Below are 14,599 nucleotides of genomic sequence, written 5' to 3'. Positions count from 1 at the left end.
AAGATAGTAAAAATACGTAGAAAAAAGGAGACACACAGATGGAGAAACAACATTTGATCGACATCGCGGCGAAAAAAAAGAAAGCAGCGGTCGTCTTTAAAGATGTGGCGGTCATCGACGTCTACAGCCGTGAGACGATTCGCACCGACGTCGCCATCGACGCCGGCTATATTGTGGCCATTGGGGACGGCTACGAAGGGGAGACCGAATACCATGACCCGTCCTGGACGCTCGCACCGTCGTTCATCGACGCGCATGTCCATATCGAGTCGTCGATGGTACCCCCTCACGAGTTCGCCAAAGCGGTGCTTCCGCTCGGGGTGACGACGGTCATCGCCGATCCGCACGAGATTGCGAACGTGAACGGGGCACTCGGCATCGAGTATATGCTCGCCGACGCTAAAGGGTTGCCGCTCGACGTGCGGATGATGCTCCCGAGCTGTGTGCCGGCGACGCCGTTCGAGCACGCAGGGGCGAAGCTATACGCCGAGGACTTGGCGCCGTTTTTAGGGGACCCGGGCGTCCACGGTCTCGGCGAGGTGATGGACTATCCGTCTGTCGAGTCCGGAAGTGAGGATATGCTTCAAAAAATCGCACAAACCGAACACGTCGGGAAAGTCGTCGACGGCCATGCTTCGGGCCTCGGTCCAGACCAGCTGAACGTATACCGGACGGCGGGGATCATGACCGATCACGAATGCACGACGGCCGAAGAAGCGCTCGAACGGGTCCGGCGCGGCTTTTATGTTCAAATTCGAGAAGGGTCGGTCGCGCGGAACGTGGAGAAAGTCAGTCAGGCCATCACGGAAAGCAACGCTCACCGTTTCCTGTTCTGTACGGACGATAAACACTTGGACGACCTTGTCGCCGAAGGCGGGATCGACTACAACATTCGCATGGCGATCAAACAAGGTGTCAAACCAGAAACGGCCTATGCCGTCGCTAGTCTGCACGCGGCCGAGGCGTACGGACTCAAAGATGTGGGTGCCATCGCTCCTGGCAAACGAGCAAACTTTGTGATCTTGTCAGACGTCCAATCGGTAAAAATCGAAACCGTCTACGTGAACGGGGAAGTCGTCGCCGAAGAAGGAAAGGCGACGTTCGAAGCCGACGGGATTGAAGTGCCGAAACCGATGAAAGGTGAACTCAAACTACCCGATTTGACGGCGGACTCGTTCCGTTTAGCCGTGAAAGAAGAAGCGGTCGATGTGATTCAAGTATTGCCGAACAGTCTCTTGACGAAGCGACAGCGTCTTGTCTTCACACCTGACGCGTCCGGAGCCGACCTCGCCCAAGACATTGCCACGCTCGCCGTCATCGAACGCCATCACGGGACGGGGCACATGGCCCTGGCCCCGGTGACAGGGTTCGGCTTGAAGCGGGGCGCGCTCGCGGCGACGGTCGCCCATGATAGCCACAACCTCGTCATCGCGGGAGTAAGCCCGGACGACATGTTGCTCGCTGCCGAAACACTTGAAAAAGTGGGCGGTGGTGTCGTCGCGGTGTCAGAAGGTAAGGTACTGGCGGTCTTACCGCTCGAGATTGGAGGACTCATGACGAAACGTCCGTATGCGGAAGTGGCGGACGTACTCGAACAGTTGAACGATGCGCTCGACGTCGTCGGGGCCCATCGTCATTTCAATCCATATTTGACGATGTCGTTCCTCGCGCTCCCGGTCATCCCGGATTTGAAGTTGACTGATATAGGACTATTCGATGTGACGACGTTCTCATTCATCGAGTCGTAAGTCAGTCTAACGTATGATTTTTGTTAAGAACGACCCGAAACGATTGAACGCTCTTGGTTAAGTTGGTATAGTTACGACAAGTTTCATCGGTACAAATGGAAAGGGGGGATATAACAGATGGAACAAGTTGCTTACAACCGGTCGTATGATGAACATGAGGATTTGATCAATTCTGTATATCGTGCCTTCCAGGATCGATGTGAAGAATTGCCTGACGAGACGCGGACGAAACGGCGGCTGCGTCATCTCGTCTTACTGACGATTAAAGACCATACATCGTCACACGCCGAACGATTCGTCTTGTATCATTTCTTTAGTGATTTCTTTAAAGCGGTCGAGTCTGACGATCAAGCTGCACTCGCTGTGTTAAAACAAATCATCCGAGATGAAAAAAACTGTTGATTAGTCACTATGACCTATGATAATTTAGACGTAACTTTAAATGAATATTCGTGCTATCGATGAGGTAGAGGTGCGATGCTGATGAGTAAGTAGTCCGAGGATGACAACGGTGAAGACTACAGAAAGGCAAGATCGCCGAAGTGTAAAGTCATGTCTCTGACTTTGTGCTGGGCTGACGGGAAATACCCGTCAGACTGCCATACATATTTACGTATGGAGCGCTCCAAGTCGGCTAAGAAAGACGGAACATCCAGCGAGGGTGTCGGCTTTGTTGCCGATGCCCTCGCTTTGCGTTTTTTTAAGCATAGGGGGGCCTCATCTCAAACAGAAGAGGAGGAAATCAGCATGATAGATTATTCAACTTCGGTACTATCACTCGTACCGGCTTTACTCGCCATTATTATGGCCATCACAACACGGAAAGTCATTCCGTCACTCGGTGTCGGGATTATCGCAGGGGTGCTACTGCTTCACAATTTCAACCCGCTCGAATCGATTCAGTATTTATGGTCAAACATCATTGCGCTATTTTGGGCGGATGGGGCCATCAATGAATGGAACGTGCTGTTGATCGCGTTCTTGCTCTTGCTTGGCATCTTGTCATCCATCATTCAAACGTCGGGCGGAGCCCGTGCGTTCGGAGAATGGGCCGCTTCTAATGTCAAAACGGCTCGTGGCGCTCGCCTCGTCTCGTTCGGTCTTGGGATTTTGATTTTCATCGATGACTATTTCAACAGTCTTGCCGTCGGGAATATTAGCCGACCGCTGACGGACCGGAAAAAAGTATCACGCGCGAAACTCGCTTATACGATCGACTCCACGGCCGCACCGGTCTGTGTCATCAGCCCGCTCTCGAGTTGGGGAGCGTACATCATCGCCATCATCGCAGGAATTCTTGCGAAGTACTCAATCGACAGCTACTCGTCATTCTCAGCGTTCATCCAAATCATCCCGATGAACTTCTATGCCATCTTCGCACTTATGTTGACGGCGTATGTCGCTTACACGGGACTCGCGATCGGACCGATGCGTACACATGAGCTACGTGCCCTTCAAGGTGAGCTCTACGATTCATCGAAAGGCGCACCGATGGGGATGAGTGAAGATATTAAAGAACACGATGGCGGGAAAGTCCGCGACTTGATTGTCCCAATCATCGTGTTGATCATTGCCACTGTTTCAGCCATGTTGTACACAGGCGGACAAGCGCTTGCTGCCGATGGTCAAAGCTTCTCGCTTCTCGGTGCGTTCGAGTCGACAGATGTGACACGGTCACTCGTGACCGGTGCCGTCATCAGCTTGCTCGTTGCGCTCTTGCTCTTGATTGGTCGTAAAATTCCAGCTAAAGACTACGGTCATGCGACGTGGGCCGGTATCCGTGCCATGTGGCCCGCCGTACTCATCTTGCTCTTTGCCTGGACGATCATTGCCGTCATCGGAGATATGAGAACGGGTGATTACTTGGCAAGTTTCGTCACAGATTCGATTGCAGCATCTTACTTGCCGCTCATCTTGTTCGCGATCGCCGGTCTGATGGCGTTCTCGACAGGGACGAGCTGGGGGACGTTCGGTCTCATGCTTCCAATCGGGGCAGACTTGATTATGGCCGTCGATCCGGAACTGTTGCTCCCGACACTCGCGGCGGTACTCGCTGGTGCGGTGTTCGGTGACCACTGCTCACCGATTTCGGATACGACGATCCTCAGTTCGACGGGTGCTGGATCGCACCATATCGACCACGTGTTGACACAACTTCCATACGCGTTGATTGCGGCTGGTGTGTCAGCGGTCGGGTATTTGGTCCTCGGGATCACAGGCTCGATGTGGATCGGCTTCTTCGCAGCATTTGCGACGTTCGTCGTGGCCCTTGTCATCGCGCAAATCATTTCTAAACGCGGACGCGTGCCAGCTGAAATGCGCGCTGAACGCGAAGCGTAATTCATCATCTAGATCAAAGGCGTGCCACCGCTCGTGGCACGCCTTTTTTTGTGTATTGGCATAGGTGTCGATGTACAAACAAGCCCTGCCACAGGAGTGACAGGGCTTTTAGGGCTTGTTGATTAGTTGACGTCCAACCACTTGAAGCTAGCGTCAGCTCCGAACGGATGGCGGTGCATGTTTTGAATGTTTGAGCGTTCGAGGTACGCTTCACCTTTTTGGTAGATCGGTGCGATCGCGAAGTCATCTTCGAGCAAGATGCGTTCTGCTTCTTGCATCGTTTCCCAACGTTTCATTTGATCGGCTTCTTGTTTCGCGCTTTGGATCAATTTGTCGTACTCGTCGTTCGAGTAGGCCATCCGGTTGAATGGACCGTCCGTTACCCACATGTCGAGGTACGTCATTGGATCCTGGTAGTCAGGCCCCCAGCCAGCAGCCGAGACGTCGTACTCACCTTTACCTTCAAGGTCAAGGAAGTTTTTGAACGGCTGCTGCTTGATGTTGAGCGTGAGGCCAGGGAGGTTCTTCTCGAGCTCACCTTTGATGTACTCGTTGACTTTCTTGAACGCTTCTTCATCACGTGAGAGGAATTCAAGTTCGATCGTTTCGACGCCAAGCTCGGCAAGGCCTTTATCCCATGCCGCTTTCGCTTCGTCGACGTTGTAGCTTTGAAGGTCTGGATACTTCTCGCGGAAGTCGGCTCCGTCTTCTGTGAACGTGAAGTCTTTCGCAACGATATAGTTGGCCGGCTGTGAGCCGTCTGTCAAGATGACGTCTGTGACACCTTGCTTATCGAAGCCTTTCGCGAGCGCCTCACGAATGTTGACGTTTTGGAGCGCTTCGTTTTTCTGGTTGAAGCGAAGGAAGTTGATGCGTGCGTCGGCACGAGTCTTGAACTCTTCGCTGTCTTGGAATTGTGGTACGAATTCAGACGACAAAAGCGTGTAGTCGACTTCGCCCGATTCGAACAAGTTGACACCCGTCGCGACTTCTTTGACGACTTTGACGTTGATCGTCTCCATCTTGACGTTTTCAGCATCCCAATAGTCCGGGTTCTTTTTGTACACCCAACCTTCGTTGTCTTGCCAGCTGTCTAAGACGTAAGGCCCGTTGTAGAGCGTCTTATCGACCGCGCTCGCGAACGACTCGCCTTGCTCTTCGACGAACTCTTGCTTTTGTGGCATGTACGTCGGGAACCCTGTCAACCCGAGGAAGTAAGGGGCTGGTGCTTCCAATTGAACTTCGAGCGTCTTCTCGTCGACCGCTTTCGCGCCGAGCGCATCGAGTTCTTCTTCGCCTGCAAGGATTTTGTTGGCATTTTTCAAGTCTTGAAGGATGTACGCATATTCCGCGCCTGTCTCTGGGTTGAGGGCGCGCTTCCATGAATAGACGAAGTCTTCAGCTGTGACCGGTGAGCCATCTGACCAGTTCGCATCACGCAACTTGAAGGTGTATGTAAGTCCGTCTTCTGAAATCTCAACGTCTTCAGCAATTCCCGGTACCGGCTGGTTGTTCTCATCAAGACGATATAGTCCCTCGAAGACGTTGTTCGTCACGATGATCGATGTCGAGTCCGTTGTGAGCGTTGGGTCGAGTTGTGGTAAATCCGTCGCCGAGACGAGTGTGATTTCCTTCTTGGCATCACCCGATGATGATCCGTCCGACGAGCTCGACGATGATTCTTCTCCGCCGCCACATGCTGCTGTCGCAAGCAAGGCAACACCCGATAAAGCTAACCATTTCTTATTACGCATTGTCATACCTCCCGAAAATTCTGATTCTTTCGAATATATTGCAATTAAACTACAAACAAGATGAATGCGCAATAAAATTTTTTAAATTATTCGAAAATATAAACATTAGTGAAATACCTATCTAAACGTCATTGGATTCAGTAGAATAAGGAAATCATCGAATGATTATACATTATTCATGTATAGTTATTCGTCAGACGTCAACTTTTTTTGGAGGGTTTGGAATGAAGGGACAATCAGCCGGAATCGGCTTTTTCGGGCTTGCTGCCATGGTCGTCGGAACGATGATCGGCGGAGGCGCATTTAACTTGCCTGGCGCGATGGCGCAAGGTGCCGGGGTCGGTTCGGTATTGATCGGTTGGACGATCACGGGCATCGGCATGGTCATGCTCGCGTTCGTGTTTCAATTTTTAGCGAATACGCGTCCTGAGCTTGAAGGCGGGATTTATGCCTATGCAAAGGAAGGGTTCGGCAAGTTCGTCGGTTTCAACAGCGGGTGGGGTTATTGGATGTCCGCGTGGATTGGGACGGTGGCGAACATCACGTTGATCTTTAGCACACTCAGTTATTTCTTCCCGATCTTTTCGTCAGAGCATCGGTCGTTTCGATTGATTATGAGCGCGATCGTGATTTGGGGGCTGTTCTGGATCATCTCGCGAGGGATGAGAGAAGCGGCACTCCTCAATATCGTCACGACAATCGCGAAGCTCGTCCCAATCTTTTTATTTATCATCCTTATCTTGTTCGCTTTCCGGATCGACACATTCCAAATCGACTTTTGGGGTCAGTCGGGCTTCAGCTGGTCACAGGTGTTCCCGCAAGTGAAATCGACGATGCTCGTAACGTTATGGGCGTTCGTCGGCATCGAAGGAGCGGTCGTCTTATCATCACGGGCCCGTCATAAACGAGATGTCGGACGAGCGACGGTGATCGGACTGGTTGGGACACTCGTCATTTATATGATGATCTCAATCCTATCGTTCGGGGTGATGACCCAAGAGCAACTCGCGTCACTGGCGGAACCATCGATGGCGTATGTGCTTGAGGCGGTCGTCGGTCCCGTCGGTGCGACCCTCATCAATATCGGCCTCCTCGTCTCGCTCTCAGGTGCGTTGCTCGGGTGGACGATTCTCGCGACAGAGATTTCTTATGTGGCAAGTCGCGACGGGGTGTTCCCGAAATTGTTCAATCGGCTCAATCGGAATGAGACGCCGGTGAGTGCCTTGTTCATCACGCAAGTCTTCACACAACTCGTCACCATCATTGCACTCTTCTCCGAACAAACCTATTTGGTGCTCTCGAGCATTGCCGGGATTGCGGCCCTCGTCCCGTACTTGTTTTCCGCCTTGTTCGGTTGGAAAGAGGCACGACGCACAGGGACGCGCTCGATGCTTGTCATGTCGGGCATCGCGACCGTTTACGCGGCATGGCTCCTCTATGCGTCGGGTGTCGAATATATGCTCATCGCGATGATTCTTTACGCGCCGGGCGTGTTCGTCTTCATGATAGCCGAACGTGAACAGGGCCGGCCGTTCCTGAACCGTCTGCAATATATGATTGCGGTCGTCATTCTGTTGGCAGCCACGTACGGCGTCTATGGACTATGGACGGCCACGATCAGCCTATAAAAAAAGTCATCGAACGTCGTGAAGACGTCCGATGACTTTTTTTATTGCTTTCCGCCCGTTAACAGGCGAACGACTTCGATTGGAGGCATTGGCTTCGCATACAAGAAGCCTTGGAACGAATCGCAGGCAGTTTGCTTCAAATGATCGAGCATCTCTTGGTCCTCGACACCTTCGGCCACGACGTGCAGATGTAGGCTCTTGCCGAGATGGACGATGACATCGAGCAAGTGCGACTTCGAGGCGAGCCAATCGTCTAAAAAGACTTTATCGATTTTCAGCTCGTCGACCGGGAACGACTTCAAGTATTGGAGTGAAGAGAATCCAGTTCCAAAGTCGTCAATCGACAGGCGATAGTCGAGCCGCTTGATTTGATTCATCCGGGCGATGATTTCATCCGTCTGTTGCATGACGAGACTTTCCGTGATCTCGAGAATGATGTCGGACGGGTTTAAATTGAGCTGTTGCTTGATATTTCGGAGCGTATTGATGAAGCTGTCGCTCCGGAATTGGTTCGGTGAAATGTTGACAGCCATCGACAACGGATAATCAACGAGTCGTTGCCATGCTTTCAACTGTTTGGCGGCCTCAAGGATGACCCAGTTATTAATCGGGACGATCAGCGCCATCTCCTCGGCGAGCGGGATGAACTCCGACGGCGGGATTTGACCGAGTTCATCGTGATGCCAACGGAGAAGCGCCTCGAACCCGATGAGCCGGTCGGTCTTCAACTCGAACTTTGGTTGATATTCCAAATAAAAGTGTTTTTCCTCGAGCGCTTGATAGAGCGCTTTTTCGATATGGATTTGACGTGAGAACGCGTCGTCCATGTCTTTCGTGACGAACTGAATCGTGCCGACGCCAATCCGTTTCCCTTTGAACAAGGCGCTTTCGGCACGCGTATATAGTTCTTCTAATGAAGATGTGGCCGATGGATAGAAGACACAACCGATGGAAATCGACACCATGATCGAGTGATGATAAATCCGGAACGGTCGTTGCAGTTCATGTTGCAATTGGCGCAACAACTGGAACACTTCCTCTTTCGACTCTTCAAAGAACAGGAGTCCAAACAAACCGCCCGACGGATGGAACATGACGCTCGTCTCAGGCATGAACTGAGTGGCCCGGTCTTTGATTTGGACGAGTAGTTCGTTGCCGACACGGGAGCCGAACGATTCGTTGATGATTTTAAAGCGATCGATGTCGAACAAGGCGACATGGACCAAACCATCCCCTTGATCGACAGTTTTCAAGACGTGGGCATATTGGCGAAGCCACCCTTTTTTATTTAATAGACCGGTCAAATCGTTATGATAGGCGAGGTAGTTGACCTCTTGCTCGAGCCGTTTTTTATCCGAGACGTCAAATCCGAAGGCGGTATATTGCACGACTTCGCCTTCTTCGCTCAAGATTGGGACGACCGTCAAATTGAGCCAGCACGTGTTCGCCGTATGACGTTCCGAGCGGATGGGCATCTCGCCGTTCCAAATACGGTCGGTCGTAAGCGCTTGAAGCACGTCCTCGGCGATCGGGTCATTCTCGAATGACGGATGGATGAGCTCGAACCAATTACGACCGATAAATTGGTGGTCGGGGGCCCCGATCAATCCGCATAACAACGGGTTGATCTCGGTGATTTCCCCATACGCGTTCGCAGCCAGATAATAAGTCGACTGCTCAATCATCGCCTGAAAATGATGGAGTAAGTTGAACTGTTCCGTGCTGATGAGCGGACTAAACCCTTTCGGTAAAAAGGCTAAAAAATAGCCGGTGAAATCGTTGATGGAGAAGGATTGTAAATAGGCGGTCGCATAGACGACCGAACCGTTTTTATGTTTGAACGGCGTCATCGCCGTCGTCGAGAACGGATATTGAAGGAGCAGTGGCGACCACGTCTCGAGCGTATGCTCTAAGTGCTGGACGACCGGGAGTGGGTGGTGAAGGACCTCGTCCCGTTCCCATCCGAAGAGCGTTTCCGCATGCTCGTTCCAAAGAAGGACGTTGCCGTCGAGGTTGATGTAACAGCATGGGACAGATAAAGCATCGATGAACTCGTCAATCGGCAAATCGCGCAATGAAGCCACAGCATTTCCTCCAATCTACATCAAATGAATCGTACTCTACGTTCAGTGTACCTTATTTTCCCAACCCGAGGAATGGGCAAGTTGGTCGTTGTCAAAAGAAAGACGGTCATCATATACTGAAGGAGTAAGATAGTTTTTTGATAAGGGGGAAATCAAATGTCAAAGACACAAGAAGTGATTGAATTGACAGAGAAGTTCGGGGCGCACAACTATCATCCACTTCCAATCGTCATCTCGGAAGCGAAAGGGATCTGGGTGACGGATCCAGAGGGGAACCGCTACATGGATATGTTGAGTGCCTATTCGGCCGTCAACCAAGGTCATTGTCATCCGAAAATCATCCAAGCGCTAAAAGATCAGGCGGATAAAATCACGCTGACGTCACGTGCGTTTTACAATGATCAACTCGGTCGTTTCTACAAAAAAGTGGCAGCGCTTACAAACAAAGAGATGGTGTTGCCGATGAACACGGGTGCGGAAGCAGTCGAAACGGCTGTCAAAGCATCACGTCGCTGGGCGTATGAAGTGAAACAAATCCCAGGCCAAGCGGAAATCATCGTCTGCTCGGGCAACTTCCACGGCCGGACGATGGCGGCGGTGTCGATGTCGACAGAAGCGGAATATCAACGCGGATTCGGACCGCTATTGCCAGGGTTTAAAGTCGTGCCGTACGGTGACATCGATGCGTTCGAGGCGGCCATCACTGAAAATACGGCGGCGTTCATCGTCGAACCGATTCAAGGCGAAGCCGGGATCATCATCCCACCGGCTGGTTACTTGAAACGTGCCAGTGAGCTCTGCCAGCAGCATAATGTCTTGTTCGTGGCCGATGAGATTCAATCGGGGCTCGGTCGCTCAGGCAAATGGTTCGCCATCGAATGGGAAGATGTGGAGCCGGATATGTATATTCTCGGAAAAGCGCTCGGGGGCGGCGTATTCCCGGTATCATGTGTCGCAGCCAATGAGAGCGTCTTGAGCGTATTCAATCCAGGGTCGCACGGGTCGACGTTCGGCGGGAACCCGCTCGCGGCAGCCGTGTCGATCGCGTCGCTTGAAGTGTTAGAGGAAGAGCAACTGCCACAACGTTCACTTGAACTCGGGACGTACTTCATGGACCGATTGAAATCGATCGACAATCCGCTCATCAAAGATGTACGTGGACGCGGTCTATTCATCGGAATCGAATTGACAGAAGCGGCACGTCCTTATTGTGAAGCGCTCAAAGAGCGCGGTCTGCTCTGCAAAGAGACGCATGAGACGGTGATTCGTTTGGCGCCACCACTCGTCATCACGAAAGAAGAGCTCGATGAGGCGTTCGAGGCGATTTCGGCCGTGTTCGCACCAGCCGCTATTTCGTGATTGCGCATCGCTTGTTATAATGAATACAGACTCAAACACCTGTCTCGCGACGTGCTCGCGGCAGGTGTTTTTTTGAAGGGAGACGGGGCCATGCTCTATGTGTACGTCGGCTTGGCAGGAGCGCTCGGTGCCTTGGCACGTTATGGAATCGGGACAGGCATCGAGACGTTTTGGATCGGTCTGTTTCCGCTCGGGACGCTGCTCATCAATTTATCAGGAAGTTTCGCGCTCGGTTGGCTGACACACTTTCTGTTTCGTTCCGGACGTCTCTCCCCAAGTGTCGTCACTGCGGTCGGGACAGGGTTCATCGGCTCGTTTACGACGTTCTCGACGTTCAGTGTGGAGACGATTGAATTGTTAGAGGCTGACGCATTCGGTTCAGCTCTGCTTTATGTGACGCTCAGTCTCGGACTTGGGCTGTTTAGTTCATGGCTCGGATTTTGGTTTGGGCGGCGACGGTTCGATCGGGCTGTCATGCGAGAGGAGGGAGTGCGATGACGCTTCTCGTCATCATGATCGGCGCGTTCTTCGGGGCGATGGCGCGATTCGGGGTCGGTCAGTTCGTCAAAACCCGGACGACATCGGCGTTCCCGTGGGCGACGCTCATCGTCAATGTGACTGGTTCGTTTGGACTTGGGTATTTATACGGGGCGAATGTTCACCAAACGCTCATGCTCGGTCTCGGTGTCGGCTTTCTCGGTTCGTTCACGACGTTCTCGACGTTCAAGCTCGAAGTGATGCGGTTCGTTGCCAAAGACTGGTTTCGTTTCGGGATGTATTTGCTTGCGACCTATGTACTTGGTCTGCTGGCGGCCTATCTCGGTTATCATCTGCCATGAAAAATCCCTCGGAAACTTGTTCCGAGGGATTTGTTTTATTCGCTAAGTTGAAGTTTTTCAGCACAAGATGGGCATGTGTTCTCGTAAGACTCGCACTGCTCATCCATCTGTTTCCCACACTCTTGACACGTCTTATCCGGTAACTTCCGATAAAATTCGACGGAAGATTCAAGTCGGCTTGCCCATTCATTCATTGTAACTGCCCCCTTTATTTAAGTAACGTAGCTGTTATGTTGTTTTGATTGTATTATAACAGTGGTGTGTAAGTCAATAATAATATATAACAGATTTATAAATCGGATTTTGTTAGAATGAGAGTACAGAAAACGAGGTGAGACGGATGAAAGCACCCCAGTGTGAAACAATCGCCATTCAAAGTGAAGATGTGACGGTGTTACAACGGGCACTGACAGACCTAGATGCGGTTCGAGTCAGTCGATTGTTCAAGGCGTTCGCCGATCCGACCCGGCTCAAAGTGTTGTACGTCCTGACGTTAGAACGGGAACTGTGCGTCTGTGATGTGGCGGCCGTGATTGGACATTCAAACGCGACGGCGTCGCATCATTTACGGACGTTGCTCGAGCAAGGGCTTGTCAAATATCGAAAAGATGGAAAAGTCGTCTACTACTCACTCGACGATGATCACGTCCGGCTACTCGTCGAGATTGCGATGGCCCACAGTGCCGAACAAATTGATGCGTGACAAAGAGCCAGCTGGGATTCCAGTCGGCTCTTTTTTCGGTTGTAATTGTGAGTGAACAGCGTTATGATATATTCAAATGAACGTTTGAATGTAAAGGGGCGAGATAATTATGAAACGGGATGTATTACCTGTCGAAGGGATCACATGTACGAACTGTGCCGCCAAAATCGAGAAAAGCGTGACGGGAGAGGACGGTGTCGCCGCTTGTCAAATCGATTTTGCGACAAGTCGAATGATTATCGAATGGGATGATTCGAAGGATCACACGAAGACGCTCCGCGCCATCGAAGCGACGATGGGGCGAATTGAACCGGGTGCACATTTTGTCAAAGACGAGGCGGAAGTGCCGATGTCGGGTCGCTTATTGTGGCGGTTTGGCGTCGCGTTCGCCCTGCTGCTCGTCGGTCTGTACACCGATTCGCTCTTTGTGTACGCGATTGCCTATGTGGTCGCAGGCCATGACGTCGTCTATGCCGCAATTCGTAACGTATGGCATCGGGAATGGTTTGATGAAAAATTTTTAATGACGATTGCGACGATCGGTGCGATTGCGATTGCGGAGTATCCGGAAGCGGTCGCCGTCATGCTGTTCTACCAGCTCGGTGAATACTTCCAAGCACGGGCCGTCCACGCCTCGCGACGGTCGATTCAATCGCTGTTGAACATGAAGCCGACGATTGCGCGCGTGTTCGAAGATGGACGTGAAGTAGAAAGACGTCCTGAAGAGGTCGCGGTCGGTAGCATCATCATCGTTCGAGCAGGCGAACAGATCCCGATGGACGGTCGTGTGCTGCGAGGCTCGAGCTCATTGGATACGGCGTCGCTGACAGGTGAGTCGTTACCACGCCCAATCGGTCCCGAGGAAGACGTCCTTGCGGGAATGGTCAACCTTGACGGGCGGCTCGAAATACGAGTCGAACGCCCGGCGACTGAATCGAGCCTGCAAAAAATGATTGCCCTCGTCGAACAAGCGAGCATGAACAAGGCGAGAACGGAACAGATGATCACACGGTTGGCGAAAGTATACACGCCGGTCGTCGTCGTGCTCGCGGCGGTCGTCGCATTTGTTCCACCACTGTTTGTCGGAAATCTCGAGGAATGGGTATACCGGGCCTTGATCTTCCTCGTCATCAGTTGTCCATGCGCCTTGGTGATCTCGATTCCACTCGGCTATTTCGGTGGGATTGGAGCAGGTTCACGGCGGGGCATCCTAGTGAAAGGCGGCGAATATTTAGATGTGCTCGCCGAAGTCGATACGGTCGTATTCGATAAGACCGGTACGCTCACGACCGGCCGCTTTGAAGTGACCGATGTCGTGACAAACGGGGAGCTGACGACAGACGAGTTGCTTCAGCTTGCCGCCCGTGTTGAGATGGCCTCCACGCATCCGCTCGCAAAAGCAATCGTCGAGCATGCGGGTCCGGTCGCACCGTTCTCGATGATTCAAGAAGAACCGGGATACGGGTTGATGGCGATCGACGGTGAAAACCGCATTTACGTCGGCAGCGCCCGCTATGTTCAAAAATTGGGTTATCCAACCCCGGCGGAGACATCGGGGACGATCGTCCATATCGTCAAAAATGACCGTTGGCTCGGCCGAATCGAGTTGAGAGACCAAGTGAAGCCAGATGCGCAAGAAACGATTCAAGCTTTGAAGCGCTATGGTTATCAGACGGTCATGTTGACCGGGGACCGGCAAGAAGTCGCAGCCGCCGTCGGTTCGGCAATTGGAATCGATGAAGTGAGAAGCGAATTGCTTCCGCATCAAAAAGTCTCAGAAGTCGAGCGGTTGGCGACAACCGGCAAGGTCGCTTTTGTCGGTGACGGATTGAACGATGCGGCGGCGCTCGCACGAGCCGATGTCGGACTCGTAATGGGAGGCGTCGGGAGTGATGCAGCGGTCACGGCAGCCGACCTCGTGCTGATGAACGACGCTCCGCGAGACGTCGTGGCAGCGATTGAATTAAGTAAGCGGACACGGCGGATTGTTTGGCAAAACATCACGTTCGCGTTCGGTATGAAGGCGCTCTTCCTCTTGCTCGGTCTCTTCGGACTAGCCTCGATGTGGGAAGCCGTGTTTGCTGACGTCGGGGTTGCCTTGCTCGCCATCGGGAACGCCGCACGTCTCATTCATTCCAAATAAA

At 52.3% G+C, this 14,599-nt stretch carries 12 protein-coding genes and 1 riboswitch; of the genes, 9 read left to right on the top strand and 3 right to left on the bottom strand.

The features are described from left to right. Positions 1-38 precede the first annotated feature (38 nt). The 3 genes from ade to KNP86_RS10990 all read left to right on the top strand — a co-directional run bounded on the left by ade (position 39) and on the right by KNP86_RS10990 (position 4,088). A complete protein-coding gene (gene ade / locus KNP86_RS11000; protein ID WP_034781243.1) occupies positions 39-1,748 on the top strand; it encodes an adenine deaminase in 1,710 nt (569 codons plus the stop codon). Positions 1,749-1,865: 117 nt separating this feature from the next. After that, positions 1,866-2,150: a hypothetical protein gene (locus KNP86_RS10995; protein WP_034781242.1), complete on the top strand. Its 285-nt coding sequence runs from the start codon at positions 1,866-1,868 to the stop codon at positions 2,148-2,150. A 57-nt stretch (positions 2,151-2,207) separates the two neighbouring features. After that, positions 2,208-2,382, top strand: a riboswitch (Lysine riboswitch). A 113-nt stretch (positions 2,383-2,495) separates the two neighbouring features. Beyond that, a complete protein-coding gene (locus tag KNP86_RS10990; protein ID WP_034781241.1) occupies positions 2,496-4,088 on the top strand; it encodes a Na+/H+ antiporter NhaC family protein in 1,593 nt (530 codons plus the stop codon). 122 nt (positions 4,089-4,210) lie between these two features. Here KNP86_RS10990 and KNP86_RS10985 read toward each other — a convergent pair whose 3' ends face one another. After that, positions 4,211-5,842: a peptide ABC transporter substrate-binding protein gene (locus tag KNP86_RS10985; RefSeq protein ID WP_152567785.1), complete on the bottom strand. Its 1,632-nt coding sequence runs from the start codon at positions 5,840-5,842 to the stop codon at positions 4,211-4,213. Between the two features lie 224 nt (positions 5,843-6,066). Between KNP86_RS10985 and KNP86_RS10980 the strand changes: the two genes are divergently transcribed. After that, a complete protein-coding gene (locus KNP86_RS10980; RefSeq protein ID WP_034781238.1) occupies positions 6,067-7,470 on the top strand; it encodes a basic amino acid/polyamine antiporter in 1,404 nt (467 codons plus the stop codon). A gap of 41 nt (positions 7,471-7,511) precedes the next feature. Here KNP86_RS10980 and KNP86_RS10975 read toward each other — a convergent pair whose 3' ends face one another. Beyond that, a complete protein-coding gene (locus tag KNP86_RS10975; protein WP_034781236.1) occupies positions 7,512-9,554 on the bottom strand; it encodes a bifunctional diguanylate cyclase/phosphodiesterase in 2,043 nt (680 codons plus the stop codon). Between the two features lie 156 nt (positions 9,555-9,710). Between KNP86_RS10975 and KNP86_RS10970 the strand changes: the two genes are divergently transcribed. The 3 genes from KNP86_RS10970 (at position 9,711) to KNP86_RS10960 (ending at position 11,752) form a co-directional block, all read left to right on the top strand. Next, entirely contained in the window at positions 9,711-10,913 is a 1,203-nt protein-coding gene (locus KNP86_RS10970) for an ornithine--oxo-acid transaminase (protein WP_034781234.1), read from the top strand. Positions 10,914-11,003: 90 nt separating this feature from the next. After that, a complete protein-coding gene (gene crcB, locus KNP86_RS10965; protein ID WP_034781232.1) occupies positions 11,004-11,411 on the top strand; it encodes a fluoride efflux transporter CrcB in 408 nt (135 codons plus the stop codon). Then, a complete protein-coding gene (locus KNP86_RS10960; protein ID WP_214754289.1) occupies positions 11,408-11,752 on the top strand; it encodes a fluoride efflux transporter FluC in 345 nt (114 codons plus the stop codon). The genes crcB and KNP86_RS10960 overlap by 4 nt, the downstream gene beginning before the upstream one ends. A 35-nt stretch (positions 11,753-11,787) precedes the next feature. Here KNP86_RS10960 and yhfH read toward each other — a convergent pair whose 3' ends face one another. Next, complete coding sequence (yhfH, locus tag KNP86_RS10955) at positions 11,788-11,946, bottom strand: protein YhfH (protein WP_021065246.1); 159 nt, start codon at positions 11,944-11,946, stop codon at positions 11,788-11,790. 146 nt (positions 11,947-12,092) lie between these two features. Between yhfH and KNP86_RS10950 the strand changes: the two genes are divergently transcribed. Both KNP86_RS10950 and KNP86_RS10945 read left to right on the top strand, forming a co-directional pair. Further along, entirely contained in the window at positions 12,093-12,455 is a 363-nt protein-coding gene (locus tag KNP86_RS10950; protein ID WP_034781229.1) for an ArsR/SmtB family transcription factor, read from the top strand. A gap of 109 nt (positions 12,456-12,564) precedes the next feature. Then, the gene (locus KNP86_RS10945) at positions 12,565-14,598 is read left to right on the top strand and encodes a heavy metal translocating P-type ATPase (protein ID WP_251130499.1); all 2,034 of its coding nucleotides are present in this window, start codon (positions 12,565-12,567) and stop codon (positions 14,596-14,598) included. Position 14,599 lies beyond the last annotated feature (1 nt).

It is taken from the genome of Exiguobacterium sp. s16 (assembly GCF_018618115.1).
In the GTDB taxonomy this organism is placed as follows: domain Bacteria; phylum Bacillota; class Bacilli; order Exiguobacteriales; family Exiguobacteriaceae; genus Exiguobacterium; species Exiguobacterium mexicanum_A.
This window is presented reverse-complemented; position numbering and strand designations above follow the sequence as displayed.